The 17,753-nt window shown below is 56.9% G+C and carries 16 protein-coding genes; 11 read left to right on the top strand and 5 right to left on the bottom strand.

Annotation, left to right across the window (positions count from 1 at the left end; translation table 11 throughout):
- The first annotated feature begins 77 nt into the window (after positions 1 to 77).
- Positions 78 to 1,745, top strand: coding sequence for a GTPase domain-containing protein (locus BHW66_RS03450; RefSeq protein ID WP_102734576.1), 1,668 nt, complete (start codon positions 78 to 80; stop codon positions 1,743 to 1,745).
- Positions 1,746 to 1,769: 24 nt separating this feature from the next.
- Here BHW66_RS03450 and BHW66_RS03445 read toward each other — a convergent pair whose 3' ends face one another.
- The 3 genes from BHW66_RS03445 to BHW66_RS03435 are packed head-to-tail and all read right to left on the bottom strand — an operon-like array spanning position 1,770 to position 4,611.
- Positions 1,770 to 2,360: a 5-formyltetrahydrofolate cyclo-ligase gene (locus BHW66_RS03445; protein WP_102739492.1), complete on the bottom strand. Its 591-nt coding sequence runs from the start codon at positions 2,358 to 2,360 to the stop codon at positions 1,770 to 1,772.
- Positions 2,327 to 3,205: an ABC transporter ATP-binding protein gene (locus tag BHW66_RS03440; RefSeq protein ID WP_046435813.1), complete on the bottom strand. Its 879-nt coding sequence runs from the start codon at positions 3,203 to 3,205 to the stop codon at positions 2,327 to 2,329. Before BHW66_RS03440 ends, BHW66_RS03445 begins: the two co-directional genes overlap by 34 nt.
- An 8-nt stretch (positions 3,206 to 3,213) precedes the next feature.
- A complete protein-coding gene (locus tag BHW66_RS03435) occupies positions 3,214 to 4,611 on the bottom strand; it encodes a dipeptidase (RefSeq protein ID WP_084042710.1) in 1,398 nt (465 codons plus the stop codon).
- Positions 4,612 to 4,709: 98 nt separating this feature from the next.
- Between BHW66_RS03435 and hprK the strand changes: the two genes are divergently transcribed.
- The 7 genes from hprK to BHW66_RS03400 all read left to right on the top strand — a co-directional run bounded on the left by hprK (position 4,710) and on the right by BHW66_RS03400 (position 11,533).
- Positions 4,710 to 5,672, top strand: coding sequence for an HPr(Ser) kinase/phosphatase (gene hprK, locus BHW66_RS03430; RefSeq protein ID WP_012420790.1), 963 nt, complete (start codon positions 4,710 to 4,712; stop codon positions 5,670 to 5,672).
- Positions 5,673 to 5,756: 84 nt separating this feature from the next.
- On the top strand, positions 5,757 to 6,023 hold the full coding sequence (locus BHW66_RS03425; RefSeq protein WP_022197994.1) for an HPr family phosphocarrier protein: 267 nt from the start codon (positions 5,757 to 5,759) through the stop codon (positions 6,021 to 6,023).
- Positions 6,024 to 6,069: 46 nt separating this feature from the next.
- Positions 6,070 to 7,848, top strand: a complete 1,779-nt coding sequence (ptsP, locus tag BHW66_RS03420) for a phosphoenolpyruvate--protein phosphotransferase (protein WP_046435575.1) — start codon at positions 6,070 to 6,072, stop codon at positions 7,846 to 7,848.
- A 96-nt stretch (positions 7,849 to 7,944) separates the two neighbouring features.
- Positions 7,945 to 9,666, top strand: coding sequence for a sulfatase (locus BHW66_RS03415; RefSeq protein ID WP_237970385.1), 1,722 nt, complete (start codon positions 7,945 to 7,947; stop codon positions 9,664 to 9,666).
- A gap of 102 nt (positions 9,667 to 9,768) precedes the next feature.
- On the top strand, positions 9,769 to 10,686 hold the full coding sequence (gene argF, locus BHW66_RS03410; protein WP_012420786.1) for an ornithine carbamoyltransferase: 918 nt from the start codon (positions 9,769 to 9,771) through the stop codon (positions 10,684 to 10,686).
- A gap of 33 nt (positions 10,687 to 10,719) precedes the next feature.
- Positions 10,720 to 11,139: a SufE family protein gene (locus BHW66_RS03405; RefSeq protein WP_094139119.1), complete on the top strand. Its 420-nt coding sequence runs from the start codon at positions 10,720 to 10,722 to the stop codon at positions 11,137 to 11,139.
- Between the two features lie 13 nt (positions 11,140 to 11,152).
- Positions 11,153 to 11,533 (top strand): PEGA domain-containing protein, encoded by a 381-nt coding sequence (locus tag BHW66_RS03400; RefSeq protein WP_102735523.1) that lies wholly within the window; start codon positions 11,153 to 11,155, stop codon positions 11,531 to 11,533.
- Positions 11,534 to 11,660: 127 nt separating this feature from the next.
- Here BHW66_RS03400 and BHW66_RS03395 read toward each other — a convergent pair whose 3' ends face one another.
- Both BHW66_RS03395 and BHW66_RS03390 read right to left on the bottom strand, forming a co-directional pair.
- Positions 11,661 to 13,697 carry an alpha amylase C-terminal domain-containing protein gene (locus BHW66_RS03395; RefSeq protein ID WP_286688905.1) on the bottom strand — a complete coding sequence of 679 codons (2,037 nt, stop codon included), beginning with the start codon at positions 13,695 to 13,697 and terminating at the stop codon, positions 11,661 to 11,663.
- An 86-nt stretch (positions 13,698 to 13,783) separates the two neighbouring features.
- Positions 13,784 to 14,803, bottom strand: coding sequence for a LicD family protein (locus tag BHW66_RS03390; protein WP_286012128.1), 1,020 nt, complete (start codon positions 14,801 to 14,803; stop codon positions 13,784 to 13,786).
- A gap of 8 nt (positions 14,804 to 14,811) precedes the next feature.
- Here BHW66_RS03390 and BHW66_RS03385 point away from each other — a divergent pair, with 8 nt between their 5' ends.
- From BHW66_RS03385 to BHW66_RS03375, 3 genes are all read left to right on the top strand, one after another.
- Positions 14,812 to 15,108 (top strand): hypothetical protein, encoded by a 297-nt coding sequence (locus tag BHW66_RS03385; protein ID WP_215444521.1) that lies wholly within the window; start codon positions 14,812 to 14,814, stop codon positions 15,106 to 15,108.
- 73 nt (positions 15,109 to 15,181) lie between these two features.
- Entirely contained in the window at positions 15,182 to 16,660 is a 1,479-nt protein-coding gene (locus BHW66_RS03380) for an aminotransferase class I/II-fold pyridoxal phosphate-dependent enzyme (protein WP_253822383.1), read from the top strand.
- Positions 16,660 to 17,712, top strand: a complete 1,053-nt coding sequence (locus BHW66_RS03375; protein WP_253822382.1) for an NAD/NADP-dependent octopine/nopaline dehydrogenase family protein — start codon at positions 16,660 to 16,662, stop codon at positions 17,710 to 17,712. The genes BHW66_RS03380 and BHW66_RS03375 overlap by 1 nt, the downstream gene beginning before the upstream one ends.
- Positions 17,713 to 17,753: the final 41 nt, after the last annotated feature.

Genomic DNA, 17,753 nt, shown 5'->3' with positions numbered 1-17,753 from the left:
GACAGAAGGAAAAGCGGCGTGTAGGTTTGTTCCGGAAAACCGGAACAGCCCGGACGGAGACCTGATTTCATCACCCCATGCTGACAGGAGGAAAAAACGTGATTCCGCATGCGGTGCGGGACGTAGCGGATGCCGCCGCGGCGTTTTCCGCCCGGATTGGTCCCGACCGTCATTTCGATTCCCAGGAAAAGGTGGAGGAAGCCCTGGCCGAATGCTGCTCTCCGCAGAATGTCACCGTCATCGGCATGACAGGGTCCGGCAAATCCTCTACGCTGGACGCCCTGGCCGGGGAACGGTTCTGTTCCCGCGTGTCCAGTGAAGCCACACTGGTCCGCTGGCAGTACAGGCCTCATCCCGCCCCACACACCCATGAATGGGTTCTGGACCTTTTTTACCCGTCGGACGCCCTGCTCAACCTGGAGTTCTGGGATACCATCGGCCTGGAACAGGAGGATGCCCCCAGAAAGCTGAAGCACATCGTTCCCAAATCGGATGCCATCCTTGTGGTTATTTCCGCCAGTGACGGCAACCATTCCGTCCTGTGGGACTATCTCCAGACGCTGGAGGAACGTCTCCATTCCCGCATGGTTCTCGTCATCACCCATGCGGAGCTGCTCTCTTTTGAGAGGCTTCAATCCTTGAAAGAGGAGCTTCGCTCCACCTCCCGGGAACGCCTGGGCGTGCAGCTGCCCCTGTACCCTGTCACGACCGCCGGAGAGCATGCAGGAGAAGGAGTGGAAGCCCTGACGGCGTGCGTTCAGGAAGTGCTGAAACGCAGCCCGCTGACGGACAAGCGCGTGGAACGCCTTCTGCTGGCTACGGACAGCCTTCTGGAAGAACAGGGGAAGGTGCTTGATGAACTGAGCCGCCTTTCCAAGATGGATTCCGGCTTCCTGACGTCCATTGACCGGGAAATCGACCGCATCCAGCTCCAGATGGAGGATGAAATGCCGGCACGCCTCAAGGCATACGCGCAATACGTGCAGGACTGCGTGCCGCGTCTGGGGAAAAAGTCGGCACGCCAGATGGGGCGTTTCCTATCCATCCGGCGCACGATGATCCTGCACAAGCTTCCTCCCGTCATTGACGAATGGTTTTATGAGCTGGTCAAATCCGGCATTGAGGAACGGCACGCGTATTACAACAAGGAATTCCTGAACATCTGCCAGACGCACTGGAACCATGTGCGCCCACGCGTGAAGGAACAGTGGGACTGCGACATAGGGGACTTTCCGGCCGCAAAGCTCCAGACGGATCTGGAAGTGTACAAAGAGAGGCTGGGGCGTTCCATTTACATGCCCCTGAAGGACTTCGGCATCAAGCCGTGCCTCAGCAAGCTGTTTCTGGACCAGGAGGATGTGATGAGGACGGAAATCAAGCTGATGCTCCTTCTGGTGATTCTGGGAGCCCTGCTGGGCTGTTTCGGAGAGCACGCAGCAGGGTTCGCCTGCGTAGGCGCGGCCCTGGCCGTCTGGGTGGGCGGCAACCTGGGGCTGGCCTGGATGCAGTTCCGCCTGTCCCGCCAGATCGTGGCCGCAGCGGCGGAAATGCACATTGCCGTGGAATGCGGGTTGCGCACCCCCCTGTATGAAGCCATGATCAGCGGACTTTCCGACTACCGAAAACTGTATGCGGACATCCGCGGCCAGGTAGCCGGAGGGGTGGAATACCTCCAGCCCCTGCTCAACGCCCGCTACGACCTGTTTTATAAACTGACCGTGCAGAAACACCGGTTCCGTATCTAGCCTCTTTCCCTTTCTCCGGAGAGGTCACTCCCCTTCTGGCGCAATCACCATGTCCACATGCCTGTCATGGGCTTCCATGGGCAGGTCGTCCAGAAGCTGGCAGGGGAAGCAGACTCCCGCCAGCGGCACCCCAGCAGCCGGGCCGGCCAGCAGCGTATCATAAAATCCGCCGCCATACCCCAGCCGCTTGCCGTCCCTGGTAAATGCGGCCCCAGGCAGCACTATCAAATCCATTTCCCCCGCATGCAGTTCCGGGCATCCCGGACCGGGTTCGCGTATGCCCCAGCTGCCCGCCACCAATTCCCCGTGATGGCATACACGGTGAAAACTCAGCCTTCTCCCCTCATGCACCAGCGGGAAGTACCATTCCCGGTCCGGAAGCAAATCCAGCAGGGAAAGCAAATCCACCTCTCCCGGCCTGGCGGCAAAAACAGCCACGCGCCGGAAATTCTTCTCCCGCACCAGAGACGACACACGGCGGCAGATGGAACGGGACATGGCCTCCCGGGCGGCGGCATCCAATCCGCCCACCCTTTCACGTATCATGCGGCGCACTTCCCGTTTGGCAGCCGCCGGACCGCTTACGATTCCGGATTGGGATGCTTTTCCTTCCATTCCAACAAACTTTTTAGAAATACGCTTTCCAGGGAGTTGCGCGGATGCCCATCCTCCAGCCAAACGGCACGGCCGTCTTCCTTCACCATCTCCTTCAGCCGTTCCATCAATTCCGGGGAAGCATGTTCCAGAAGTATTTCCTGCTTGTCGGAATCCCGCGTCAGCTCATTCACAGACCCTTCCGCAATGAGCAGCCCTTTAAAAATGACGCCCACCCGGTCGCAAACCTCCTGCACCTGTTCCAGCAGGTGGGAACACAGGAATACGGTCATCCCCCGCCCTTTCAGGTTTTCGATAATGTTCCGGATATCCCTCGACCCCAGAGGATCCACACCGGCGGTCGGTTCGTCCAGAACCAGCAGGCGGGGGGACTGAACCAGGGCCTGCGCCATGCCGATGCGCTGGAGCATCCCCTTGGAATAGCCGCCCAGCCGCCTGTCCGCCGCATCAGCCAATCCCACCAGCTCCAGCAGCTCCCTGACTTTCGCTTTCAGGGATTTTCCGCTCAGGCCGCACAGTCTGCCGTAAAAGGAAACAGTTTCCGCCCCCGTCAGGAATTTGTAAAAGTAGGGGTTTTCCGGAAGAAAGCCCACTTCCTCCTTGCTGTCCGGAGCCAGGCTGGACCTGCCGAAAATGGAACAGGAACCTTCCGTAGGCCTCACCAGCCCCAGCAGGGCCTTCATCAGGGTGGACTTGCCGGAGCCGTTCGGGCCAATGAGGCCATATACCTCCCCTTGCCGGATATTCATGTCTATCCCCCGCACGGCATGCACCACGGGTTTGCCAAGACCTGTTTTAAAGGTCTTGTGCAGGTTGACTATTTCAGCGGCTACAGGCTGGTCCATAAAAAAGGTCAATGCTTGATCTGCCCCAGGCGGCGCAGAAGAATCTGGCTCATGTCAATGCCCTTGGAGAACAAATCCACGGGAAAGTTTTCATTGGGGGAATGGATGCGGGCATCCGGAAGGCACATGCCCAGCATCAGGGCATCCGCTCCCAGCACGCGCTTCATTTCCTCAATGATCGGGATGCTGCCTCCTTCCCTTACCAGCACGGGTTTGTGGCCAAAAGCCTCTTCCAGCGCCTGCTGGGCGGCAAGACCGAACTCGGAATTCGGATCGCACACGTAAGCATTCCCGCCATGGCCCCGCCTGAATTCCACCGTGACGCCCTTGGGGGAATGTTTCTTTACATGTTCTTCCAGCAGGGTTTCAATCCTTTCAGGCTGCTGTCCCGGCACCAGGCGGCATGAAATTTTGGCAAAGGCATGGCTGGGGATAATCGTCTTGCTTCCCTCACCCTGGTAACCTCCTCCGATACCGTTGATTTCCAGCGTCGGGCGGGCAAAAATACATTCCGCTCCGGTGAAACCGGCCTCCGTCACCACGGTTTCCACGCCCGTCAGCTGAGCCAGTTCCTCATTGCTCATGCCGGGCACCGTGGCCCACATACTGCGTTCCCATGTGGCGATAGGTTCCACGCCGTCGTAAAACCCTCTCACGGCCACACGCCCCTCTTCATCATGGAAGGAGGCGATTATTTCCGCAAGAGCGGCGATGGGATTGGCCACCGCTCCTCCGAACACGCCAGAATGAAGATCCGCGGAAGGGCCTTTGACGATAATTTCCGCCCCGGCCAGGCCGCGCAGCCCGTAGGAAAACGTAGGGGTGTCCGGAGCGGCCATGCCGGTATCGGAAACTACAATAACGTCGCAGGCCAGCTCTTCCCTGTGCTCCTTGATAAACTGGGAAAGACTGCCGCTGCCCACTTCTTCCTCCCCTTCCAGAAGGAAAATCACATTTACGGGAAGGTGGCCTCCGTTCTGGCGGAGCAATTCCTCCACGCCCAGAATATGGGCGAACAGCTGCCCCTTGTTGTCCGTAGCGCCGCGGGCGTAAATCTTCCCGTCCCTCACTTCCGGTTCAAACGGGTCGGATTCCCATAATTCCACAGGATCTACGGGCTGCACGTCGTAATGGCCGTAAATCAACACGGTGGGTTTCCCTTCCTCCCGCGGGCTGCGGGCCAGCACAATGGGATGGAGAGGCGTTTTACAGGCCTTTGCTTCCAATCCCATGCCGGACAATTTATCTACCAGCCAGTCCGCGCAATCACTCACGTCCCGGGCGTGTTCCTTCTGTGCGGAAATGCTTGGAAATCTCAACAAGGTGGCTAATTGATCCAGTCTGTTCATGCCTTCATCAGACCATGCCTGGGGCTTCAAATCAACCGGTAAAGTGTGGCATTCCATGCCGGAACGGGCCTTTTTTCAAAAAATGGAGCCCGCACATGGCGCCGGGAACAATATTTGATTGCTCTCGCGTGTGTTTTGTTCCTTTATATAGGATTATGTTCAGCAAATCCAAAGTGAAGAAAGTGGATTTCGTCACTCTGTCCAAATTTTACGGCAAGTACAAGGAAGCCCTTCAACTGGAACTTATCAACAGCCCCGCCGGCCTCAGCCGCCACATCTGCGAACCCGCCCTCAACCGCCCCGGGCTGGCGATCGCCGGCTTCTACTCCTACTTTGCCAACAAACGTATCCAGGTTTTCGGCTCCGCGGAGCTGGCCTATCTTCAAAAACTGCCGGAAGGCATGCGCAAATCTCGCATTCAGCGCATGTTCCGGTGCGAGGTGCCGGGCATCGTCTTCTCCCGTGACAAAATTCCCCCCCGGGAAATCGTGGAGCTGGCGGATGAAGCCGGCGTCTGCGTCTTCCGCACGAGCCTGGTGACCATGAAATTCGTCAACTCCGCCACCATCATTCTGGAAAACGAATTCGCGGAAAGCGTCACCCTGCACGGCTGCATGGTGGACGTGCGCGGAGTGGGCGTCCTCATCCGCGGCAAGAGCGGCGTGGGGAAGAGTGAAACGGCCCTGGGCCTGATTGAACGCGGCGCGGCCCTCGTAGCGGACGACATGGTGTATGTACGCAACGTGGGCGGAGAACTGGTGGCCAGCGCCCCGGAAATGAGCCGCGGCTTTATGGAAGTGCGCGGCCTGGGCATCGTCAACATCACCACCCTTTTCGGCCTGAAATCCATCCGCCACAACAAGCGTCTGGATCTCATCGTCACCCTCATTCCCGCCAAGGACCAGGAAGAGCTGGACAGACTTGGTCTGGAGAGGGAGGGGCTGGACGTCCTGGGGGAAAAAGTGCTCCATGTTCAGCTTTCCGTGGCTCCCGGCAGGGATATTGCCAGGCTGGTGGAAGTAGCCGCCATGGACTATCATCTTAAGGACATGGGCATCGACATGGCCGGGGAGTTCAACCGCCGCCTCATGTCAAACTTCCAATCCTCCGAAAACTAGGACTGACAAAAAACTCTTGGAAAAAAACTTTAATTAGTGTACTTACCGTTGTAGCAACCGTTATCACCCCTTACTTCAAATTCCATGGTCACCAAGGAACTCACCATCATCAATAAACTCGGCATTCACGCACGCCCGGCTGCTCAATTCGTCAAACTGGCCAGCAAATTTGATGCAGACATTGTCGTGGAGAAGGATGGCGAGGAAGTTGACGGCAAGAGCATTCTGGGTTTGATGATGCTGGCGGTAGGCCACGGCTCCAAGATCACCATCACGGCGGAAGGGAAGGACGAACAGGAAGCGCTGAATGCGCTGGAAGACCTGATTTCCCGCAAGTTTGAAGAAGATTGAACACTCCGGCTCACGGCCATATGAGACCGGGCCATTAAGCCCGCAGATGATTCAGGAACCCATTTCAACGGAAGAAACCTGGCTTCAGGGCATTCCCGTTTCCCCCGGCATTGCCCTGGGCAAAATTAAAATTCAAATCAGCGGTTCCAAGGAACCCGTAGCGTACGATATTTCCCCGGAAGAAGTGGATTCTGAGCTGGTGCGCTTCCACCGGGCGCTGCAAACCACTGCGGACCAGATCAGGACGCTGCGGGAACGCATGATCCAGATATCCGGAGAGAAAGATGCCTCCATCTTCGACGCCCACATCCTTCTCCTTCAGGACAAAATTATCCTCCAGCAGGTTCAGACGGAACTGCTCAAGCGCCTCCAGAACGTGGAGCACATCTTTTATGTGGTCATGCAGAACTACATGGAAGTTCTGCGCCGTGTGGACGACCCCTACCTGCGCGCTAAAACGGCGGATATGGAGGATGTCATGCAGCGGGTCATCAACAACCTCCGCAGCACAGAACCTCCTGAAGACGAGGAAGAAACGGAAAAAGACCAGGTTCTGGTGGCTTACGACCTGACTCCTTCCGACACGGCAGCCATGGATGCCAGCCTGATTCACGGCTTTGCCACGGAAATAGGCTCTTCCGTTTCCCACACAGCCATTCTCGCCCGCTCCATGGGCATCCCCGCCGTCGTGGGGCTTGACCAGGCCCTTCTGAGAGTGGAAAGCCACTCACCCGCCATTCTGGACGGCTACAAGGGCGTGCTCATCCTGAAACCCACGAAAGAAACGGAGGAATACTACCACCGCCTCCAAGTGGAAAAGGAAAAGGCCTACAAGGCGCTGGAAGCGCTGCGCGACCTGCCCACCATCACCAGGGACGGACGCAACATCCGCCTGTCCGTCAACGTGGAGTTCCCCCATGAATATTCCGGCATCAAGGAGGTAGGAGCGGAAGGGGTAGGCCTGTTCCGCACGGAATTCTTTCTGCTGAGCAACCCATCCGGCATGCCGGATGAAGAAGAACAAACGCGCTACTACAGAAAGCTGGCGGAAGGTTGCTCCCCCCACGGCGTCATCTTCCGCACCCTGGACTCCGGCGGCGACAAGCTGCCGTGCGAACAGCTCCGCACTCCGGAACCGAACCCCTTCCTTGGCTGGCGAGGCATCCGTGTCTCCCTCAGCCGCCCGGAGCTGTTCAAGCAGCAGCTTCGGGCCATTCTACGTGCCTGCGCGGACACGCCCGGCTGCGGCATCATGTTCCCCATGGTCTCCGGCTATACGGAAGTGGTCACAGCCAAGCACATCCTCCAGGAATGCCGGGAAGAACTGGAAAGGAAGAACATCCCCTATGCGCGGGACTTGAAAGTGGGCATCATGATTGAAGTGCCCAGCGCCGCCATCATGACGGACGTGCTGGCGCGCGAGGTGGATTTCTTCTCCATAGGCACGAATGACCTCACCCAGTACACTATTGCCGTGGACCGGGTCAACAACCGCGTCGCCAACATGTTCCGCCCCACGCATCCTGCCGTGATACGCATCATGGATATGACGATCACCGCCGGAGAACGGGAAAACATTCCCACGGCCATCTGTGGGGAAATGGCGGGGGACATTACCCTGCTTCCCCTGCTGATCGGCCTGGGGGCCACCTCCATGTCCGTGGGCGTCCACCTTGTCCCCATCATCCGGTATGCCATCCGCAATCTGGACTACGGCCAGTGCCGGGACATGGCCCAAAAGGCGCTCCAGGCCCCCAACAGCAGGGCTATCGTGGACTTGAGCACGGCCCTGGCCCGGAAATCCTATCCGGCCCTGTTTGAATAAGGCTCTTCCATCCCGGTACACGCCGCACCGGAAAAACAGGACGTTCCCGAACAAACTGCCGCGGGAATACGAATCCTTGACAGAAACGTCCGTCTCATGCGTTATTATAAGTACTGGTCATTTTTAGTAATGAACATTTCCCGCATCGCAGCCTTTCTCATCCCGTTCCTGCTGGGAAGCGCCTGCTCCGCTTCCGCAGCTTCCGTAAAATCATCCCGCGCGGCAGAACCGAAACGCCCCAACATCATCCTCTTTCTGGTGGACGACATGGGCTGGCAGGATACATCCCTGCCCTTTTGGCGGGAAGAGGACGGCACTCCCAAACCTACTTTCCTGAACAAGCGCTACCGCACGCCCAACATGGAGGCTCTGGGCAAACAGGGCATGGTATTCACGAATGCCTACGCGCAGCCTATCTGTTCCCCCAGCCGGTGCAGCCTCATGTCCGGCATGAACTCCGCCCGCCACCGCGTCACGAACTGGACGCTCCTGCGTGACCAAACCACGGACGCAGGCCATCAAGCGCTCAAGGCTCCCTCAGACTGGAGCGTCAACGGCATCCAGCCGACAGGAACCAGGGCATCCGGAACCACCCATCTTCCCCTGACGGAAGAAAAAATCCAGTACAGGATGGAAAAACCCTTCACCCAGGTGCTTGGGCTGCCCGCCCTGCTCAAAAAACAGGGTTATACCACCATCCACTGCGGAAAAGCCCATTTCGGCTCCAAAAATACGCCCGGAGCCAATCCCAGGCTCTTCGGCTTTGACTACAATATCGCCGGCACGGAAATAGGCGGCCCGGCGGACTACCGGGGTTCCCGGAAATACGGCACGGGGAATTTCCATGTCCGCGGACTGGATGAAAATAATTACTATGAAAACGACACATTCCTGACGGAAGCCCTGACGCAAGAGGCGCTGAAACGCCTGGACGCCATTCGGAAAAACCCCAGGGAGGCGGACAAGCCTTTCTACCTGTACATGTCCCATTATGCCATCCATGCCCCCTTCGACATGCGCGGCTATGACAAGAGATTTGCGGAAGAGTACTCCAACCCCAATGACGGCCATAAATGGTCCGACAACGAAAAACGCTATTCCGCCCTGATCCAGGGGATGGACAAGAGCCTGGGCGACATCCGGGAATACCTGAAAAAAAACAATCTGGATAAAAATACCGTCATCATCTTCATGGCAGACAACGGGGGCCTTGCCATCAGCGGACGCATGGGCAACAAGGAATCCAATTACCCGCTTAGTTTCGGCAAGGGTTCCAACCGGGAAGGCGGCATCCGGGAACCGATGATCGTCTACTGGCCCGGGGTCACAAAGGCGGAAAGCGTCTGCGCCACTCCCGTCATCATTGAAGACTTTTTCCCCACCATTCTGGAAATAGCGGGAGCAAAAAAAATTCAGGCGCCTCAGGTTGTGGACGGCAAAAGCTTTGTTGCCCTGCTGAAAGGCGGCAGCATGAATCCCAACCGCCCCCTGCTCTTCCACACGCCCAACGTATGGGGGGAAGGGAACGGAAACAACTCCCGTTATTCCCCCAGCACGGCCATGCGCCAGGGGGACTGGAAGCTTATCTACTGGCACCCTGACCAGAAGTTCGAACTCTTCAACCTCAAGGAGGACATCAGCGAGGAGCACAACCTGGCGGAACAGCAGCCGGAACGCGTTAAGGCCATGGCCAGGACCATGACCGCCCTGCTCAAGGAGCGCAAGGCCCAAATGCCCACCTACAAAAAGAATAATCCCGCCGGAGCCCGTGAAGGCGCTCCCGTACCGTGGCCGGACCAGGCGGCGGCCAGGCTGTAAAGGCATCTCCATCCCTCCCTGGAAAGCCGCATTATTCCCTTTTCTTTTAAGAAAACAGGGAGTATGGTGCGGCTTTCCCGTTTTTATTCCCTTTCAAAAACCATGAACAACCTCCTTTCCATCGAACAGCTTACCGGAGACGAAATCCGGGACCTGCTCGCCCTGGGCCACCGGCTTAAGGCGGAACGCGGCCATCACGAACGCCTTCCCCTGAAGGGGCAGACCTGGGCGCTCATCTTTTCCAAATCCTCCACCCGCACCCGCGTTTCCTTTGAAGTGGGCATCAGTGAACTGGGGGGCCGTCCCATGTTCCTTTCCGTCCATGACATCCAGCTCGGGCGTGGAGAGCCCATCAAGGATACGGCCCGCGTGCTGGGACGTATGATTCACGGCGCCGCCATCCGGACTTACGGACAGCAGGAGGTGGAGGAATTCGCCAGCTTTTCCGGCATTCCCACCATCAATGCCCTGACGGACGAGGAGCACCCCTGCCAGATCCTGGCGGACCTGCTTACCATTGAGGAAATCTACGGCCCCGGTTCCTGGAAGGATATGAAAATCGCCTTCGTGGGGGACGGGGACAACAACATGTCCCGCTCCTGGATGTGGGCGGCCAAGAGGCTGGGCTTTACGCTCGCCATCGGAGCCCCTACCAATTACCTTCCCCTGGAAGACTTCCGCAGGCATCTGGACTGCGAGAACGTCATCTTCACCACGGATCCCGTGGAAGCTGTCAAGGGAGCTTCCGTCATCAACACGGACGTCTGGCTTTCCATGGGCCAGGAATCGGAAGGACTGTCCAAGGAAAAACACTTCTATCCCTACCAGGTGAACAGGGAGCTGCTGGAACATGCCGCCTCCGGCCACTCCGTTTTCCACTGCCTGCCCGCCTACCGCGGCAAGGAAATCACGGAAGACGTGCTGGAACATTTTGCTCCCGTTATCTTCCGGGAAGCGGAAAACAGGGTGCATGCCCAGAAAGCCGTGCTCGCCACGCTTGCAGACGCCCGCCGGGGATAACCCGCCCGGCTCATCCTACCCAATCTCCGAGCCATGAACTACGAAGAACGCCTGCAAGACCTGCTGGATGAACTGGATTTGTTCCAGGACTGGACGGAACGCTACGAATACATCATCAGCCTGGGTAAAAAATTGCCCAGGCTGGATGAAGCCTACAAAACGGAGGACTCCCTCATCAAGGGATGCCAATCCCGCGTATGGCTGCACACGGAACCGGACAATGGCGTACTGAAATTGTACGCAGACAGCGATTCCCTCATCACCAAGGGCCTCATTGCCGTCTTCATCCGGCTGCTTTCCGGCCTGCCTCCGGAAGAAATCCTGAAGGCGGACATGTCCAAGCTGGACAAAACCGGCCTGAAAGACCACCTGGCGCCCACCAGGGCGAACGCCCTCAACTCCATGGCGGCCCAGATCAAGCAGGCCGCCATAAAAATGGCGGAACACCATTGATTTTTCCAAAGCAATGACTCACGGCCTTTTCCCGCATCTTCTCCTGCTCTCCGCATTCTGCGGCGCAAGCCTCTCATGCAGCAGCTCTTCCCGGGACATCACCATCCGCAGCATTCCTTCCGGAGCCAGCCTGCGCGTGAACGGAGACTACGCCGGCCAGGCCCCCGTCACGCTCTCCCTGAACAGGCACAAGCCCGTGCACGTTGCGGCGGATAAACCGGGCTTCCTTTCCACGGAAAAAACGTTTCATCCGGAAATGACCACGCAAGGAGCCATTTTGTGGGGCCGCAATAACGAGAAGTCCAAGGACTTCAAAACGGACACCCTGACCATCCGGCTGAAAAAGGCGGACTCAGGAGCTCCCCCTCTGCGGGAACTTCCCGCGCAGTGGTAACAGCCTGCCGGACACACGTTCCGGCAGGGGAAGCGCCTATTCATCCCGCGCCCGGTACGCAGGCCCGTACCGCACGCCTTTTTCATGGACGGATCAATAAACCCGCCAGTTTTTTTGAGGCCGCACGCTAATCCTCCCGCCCCAGGCGGCGGGCCATGACGGCGGAACCTACCCTTTTCAGGACCAGGGCCGTACGCGGCAGCAGGTACAGGGAAAGGTTCCCGTCCCCATCCGTAAAATGCGGCATGGAAACATCCTGCCTCCCGAAACCGCCGAAACGGGCGTTGTCCGTATCCAGCACGACCCGCCATTCCCCCTTCTGGGGAACAGGCAGCATGTAATCCATGATAGCCCTGTCTCCGGACCAGTTGAACACAAATACCAGGCCGCCGCGGTGGAATGCCATGACATGGTTGGTCTCGTCAATATTAAGCGGGAAAGGCGGCGGATTATTCAGCAGCCGGGCTTCCTGCGCCAGGCGGACCATCGCCTGGTCAAAGGCATTCAGGAACTTGAACCTGAGGGAAGGATTGTCCACCAGGGACCACTGGCGGCGGCAGTATTCGTAAGACCAGTCGTTGCCTTCGCGCGGAAAATCAATCCATTCCGGATGCCCGAATTCGTTGCCCATGAAATTCAGCCAGCCTTCCCCCCCGGTAGCCAGCGTCACCAGGCGGATCATCTTGTGCAGCGCCATGCCGCGGTCAATAATGAGGCTCTGCTGGTCCACGGCCATTTTCCAGTACATTTCCGCATCCATCAGGCGGAACGCCAGAGTCTTGTCCCCCACCAGGGCCTGGTCATGGCTCTCGCAATAGGCCACATGCGGCTCTCCGTAGCGCCTGTTGGTCAGCGTGTACCACATGTCCCCCATGCTCCATTCCTCATCCTTTTTCTCCTTGAGCAACTTAATCCAGTAATCGGGAATGCCCATGGCCAGACGGTGGGAAAAGCCAATCCCCCCTTCGTCCACCGGGCGGCACAACCCCGGCATGCCGGACATGTCCTCCGCAATCGCTATGGCGCCCGGCTTCACCCGCTGAATCAGCGTGGCGGCCAGCTGCAAATAGGCCACGGCATCCAGATCCACGGAAGAGCCGAAGTAGGCACCCAAATCCCCGAACGGCTCATGCCCACGGTGGAAATACAGCATGGAAGTCACGCCGTCAAAACGGAACCCGTCAAAACGGAACTCTTCCAGCCACCAGCGGACATTGGACAGGAGGAACTCGAGCACCTCGTCCCGGCCATAATCAAAACAACAGGAATCCCAGTCCGGATGGCGGCCGCGCTCCCCGGGCAGGAAATACATGCCTCCGGAACCGTCAAAATTGTTCAGACCTTCCGCCTCATTCTTCACGGCGTGGGAATGCACCACGTCCAGCAGCACGGCGATGCCCAGGCCGTGAGCCTGGTCTATCAGGTATTTCAGGTCCTCCGGCTCGCCGAAACGGGAGGAAGGGGCGAAAAAGGAGGAAACATGGTAGCCGAAGGAACCGTAATAGGGGTGCTCCTGGACCGCCATCAGCTGGACGGTATTGTAACCCAGACTGGAGATCCGGGGAAGAACCTCGTCCGCAAACTCGCGGTACGTATGCACGCGCCCTTCTTCCCCGCCCATGCCTACATGCGCTTCATACACGAACGGAACTTCCACCCGGGAAGGATCAAAACCGTTATTCCGCCATTCATAGGGGCGCTCCGGCATCCAGATCTCCCCGGCAAAATCATAGGTGGTCGGATCCTGGACGGTCCTGGTAATCCACGCGGGAATGCGATCTCTGCCCGTGCCGTCCGCACCGACCACGTGCACCTTCACCTTCTGCCCGTGAGCCAGCGCATCAGGCGGCAGCGTAATCTCCCACACGCCGCGCTCATTCCGCTCCAGCGGGTGGCTCTCCCGGTTCCAGCCGTTAAAATCTCCAATCAGGAACACCCTGCGGGCGGCGGGAGCCCATTCCCGGTACGTCCACGCCCCCGTCTCCGCGTCCCTGTTGAAACCGTAATAGCGGTAGCCACGCGCGTATTCCTCCAGAGAACCGGCGCGCTGGTTGATCCTCTTCATTTTCAGGTCAAACAGACGCTGGCGGTCGCTTATCTGGCGGGAATACGGCTGGAGCCATCCGTCCGCCATCACCAAGCCGGGTATCGGGGGTCTTCTCATTATCCGATGATACCCCGCCTCAATCAGAAGGGTCAAGGAAGAAAGAAGGGCTGCTCCCGGAGGGGAAGGAAAACAGGCGCGCCCCTTTACCCTCGTTCGGGAAGGCGCCCCGTATCACGCATGTACATCATCCTGGCCAGAACCTCCTTGGAAATATGGTTCAAATCAAAATGCACAGGGGGAGAATCCGGCAGAGCTCCCCAGTCCCCGTACTGGCCGTACAACACCATTTCAGGCAACCGCGGGGCAGGGAACTCCCTTCCCTCAAACCGGACGCGGGAAAGCGGAAACAGCCATTCATGGCGGAAGGAATGGCGGCACGGGCCGGCAAAAGGAATCTCAAAACCCAGGAAAATGTTTCCTCCATCCGCCGGCCGCCGTCCTCCCATCACCACACGGTCCCGGATCGCCATCTTTTCCTCATAAGAACACCGCGTCCGGTAGCGGCAGGAGGAATCCACCTCATAATCAAGCATTCCGGATGCCTTGTAACCGCGCAGCAGCCACTCCCCTTCCTCAGGGGCATCCGGAGACCACGCGGCAGGGGCCGTGTCATACGGGAAAATGTCCACATTGCACAACGTGCCCGGCAACCCGATCTGGATGAACGGATCCATACTGACGGAGAAACCGCGCGAACCGAAAAGCCCGGCGGCGTTCTCCCTCAACCTCTCATAATCTTCACGCAGCATGGAAATATCCAGGTCGTCATCCCAAGGGATAAAGCCCCGGTGCCGCACCGCGCCCAGCAGGGTCCCGAAATCCAGCCAGTACTGATAACCGCCCTCTTCAAGAATGCCGGCCACCTCATTCAAAAAACAGGTCATGGCCTGCTGCACAATCCTCAGCACTCCGGATGCCTGGGGCATTTCCTCGGCCCGGACGGTAGCTTTAACCAGTTTGCCCAACTGGGAAAATTCACTTTCCCGGCCCACCTTGAACCGCCCGTACGGAATGCCGAAAAGACGGACGAAACGCTTCTTCCTGTCCGTGCAGGAAGAAAGCACGTTCAGGCCGCAGCACCGGACTTCCGTCACCCACCAATGCTTTCCCCTTACTAATTTCCCGGTTCTTCCGGCGGTAATGAATGATGGCAGCTTCATCATAGGTAAATTTGGTCAAAAAACACGCGGGCTATGCTTCATTTTTCCAGAAAAGCACATCCGGCAGATTCAGAATCTTTATCTCCCACTTCTTACAAGTCAATGAAAAACAAGCCGTTCTTTTCGGAGAAAAACACCCGTTCCATCATCGTAAAACTGCTTTTTCCAAAATGGCGGACAAACCTTATCCGACCCTTTCCACTATATTGGCGACAAGCGGATTGAGCATCCGCCGTCAAAGTAAAAATTTCTGTAAGAATATGTTAATGGAATATTACACGGGTAAAAAGAAAAGACCTGATTTTTGAAGACTCCGTTATTGACGCCCTGCTCCGCCACCCCTATCCCAGCCTTGCTCTCGTCGCCAAATTTGAAAGCTGGATGGACGGCACGGTCGTCACTCTGGATGAAGACGACAACATCAGGCAATTCATTCCCGGCAGCAAATTCTCCTACAAGAAAAAGACGGAATATTTTAAAACAGTCAATATTTACAAATTCAGCAGGGAATTCTCCCGGACCCATTACGTCCCCTTTCTTACAGCCTACAGCAAAGCCCTGGGCAATAATGAATATTACGAACAGGTGCTGCGGGTCATCGCCCTGCTGGACAAGCCGGAAATCAAGGCGCTGCGCCTCGGAGGCGAAGCATGGTATGAAATAGACGACATCCAGGACCTGGACATCGCAGCCTCCATATTCACCCCGGACAGGGAAGAACACCTGCGCCTGATGGAATCCCGGTACGGAGGCTACTGGCGCTATCCCCGCATCAGGGATTTCTGTTACCTGGTCAATCCCTATTTCCCCAACAAACGCCTCATGTCCGAACTCAAGGCGAATTTTGAACGCCTGGTGAGGGAATACCCGTCCGGAATGAGAGTCAACAGCCTGCTGGCGGCAAAATACTTCGGCATCAGCCAGGAATACATCTGCATCGGCAACGGCGCGGCGGAACTCATTAAGGCGCTCATGTCCCGCCTGGAAGGGAAAATGGGGGTCATCTACCCTACCTTTGAAGAATACCCCAACCGGGTGAAACCGGATATGGTGGTTCCCTTCCATACCGCTTCCCGGAATTTCACTTATACGGCGGACGACCTGATGGAATTCTTTTCCGGGAAAGACATCGGTACCCTGCTCCTCGTCAATCCGGGAAACCCTTCCGGATTCTTCCTGCCGAAAGGCGATGTGCTGCGCCTCTGCCTGTGGACAAAAACCCGCGGCATCCGCCTGATCGTGGATGAATCCTTTGTAGACTTCTCCTGCGGAATGCCGGACAATACGCTGCTGAAAGACGGCATCCTGGAAGAATATCCCCACCTGGCCGTGGTAAAAAGCATTTCCAAATCCTACGGCGTTCCGGGCCTCCGCCTGGGTATTCTGGCCTCCGCGGACAGGGAACTGGCGGCATGGATAAAAAAAGATGTTTCCATCTGGAACATCAATTCCATCGCGGAATTCTACATGCAAATCTTCGGGAAATACGAGCAATCCTACGTGCGCGCGTGCAACCGTTTCATGAAGGAACGGGACCGCTTCATGCAGGAACTCTCCCGCGTGCCTTTCCTGAACGTTTTCCCCTCCCAGGCAAACTATTTCATGTGCGAGGTCAAGCCCCCCATGAAAGCCCGCTCCCTGACCGGCCTTCTGCTGAAAAACCACTCCATCCTTGTTAAGGACTGCAGCCGGAAAAAAGGATTTGAAGGCAGAGAATTCATCCGTATCGCCGTCAGAGACGCAACCGACAATGATGCCCTGGTCCGGGCCATGCATGCAGAAACCGGCTCGGAACCGTCTTCTACTTGTCCCACTAACGGAGAATCCCCTTTTTCATCCTGTTCCACTTCAGCCTCCTGATGAATACAATTTCCGCTCCTGTCATAGGCATTTGCGGCGGCGGCAACCTGGCCCATGCCATGGCGGGATGGCTGGGTACACGCGGCCTGCATGTCAATATCCTAACCCGAAACCCTAATCAATGGGGAAAAAGCCTCTCCGCTATCTTTCCAAACGGTACTACGCACCATGCTCCCCTAGGGCATATCAGCAACCATCCGGAAATATTGAAAGACTGCAACCTTGTGCTGGTGGCGGTTCCCCGCTTTGGCATTCGGGAGGTATGCCACCGCATTAAACCCTATCTGCATCGAGAGCAGGGGCTCGCTATTGTACCCGGTACTCCGGAGGTCATGGAGATGGCAGAAGATCCCTCTTGGACTTCCACCGTCAGCCTGATGGGAATATACAAGGTTCCCCTGATTTGTCGGACGCAGGAATATGGACATTCCGTCTCCATTCTCGGAAGCCGCCCTCTTAACAGGATATGGGTAGCCCCAGGAAATAATGCCGAACATTGGTCCGCCATGTTGGAAACCTTATTTGACACTCCTCTGACTCATCTTTCTTCTCCCTGGCCCTTTCTGTTGACCAACTCCAATCCCCTTCTCCACCCTTCCCGCTGCATGAGTCTGTTTCGCCACTACAGGGAAGGAATGTTTTATGACAAGCAGTTTCTTTTTTATGAAGAATGGACAGAGGAGGCCAGTGAGTTGTACATCCAGGCAGATAGAGAACTTCTGACCCTCTGTTCCTGTTGTCCCGGCATGGAAATAGGAAAGGACATCATTCCCGTCCTAGATTATTATGAATCCAGAAATGCTGTAGAGTTGACTAAAAAGATTCAATCTATTCCGGCATTCCATGGGGTTAAAGCTCCCATGACCCGCCGGAAACAAGGATGGATTCCCGATTTTTCTTCCCGTTACTTTACGGAAGATGTTCCTCTGGGCACCAAACCCATTTGCTGTCTGGCGGAGCAATTAAACATTCCGGTTCCTACACTCCAGACCTTTGTGGAATGGAACACCTCCATACTAAACAGATTCTCCCCATTTCAAAAGAAACAATAGGATGGCTTCCATTCATGCGAAACAAAACGGTTCCAAGAAAA

Source organism: Akkermansia sp. 54_46, assembly GCF_001917295.1.
Taxonomy (GTDB): domain Bacteria; phylum Verrucomicrobiota; class Verrucomicrobiia; order Verrucomicrobiales; family Akkermansiaceae; genus Akkermansia; species Akkermansia muciniphila.
The sequence above is the reverse complement of the archived record's forward strand: the minus strand, read 5'-3'. Positions and strand labels throughout refer to the sequence as shown.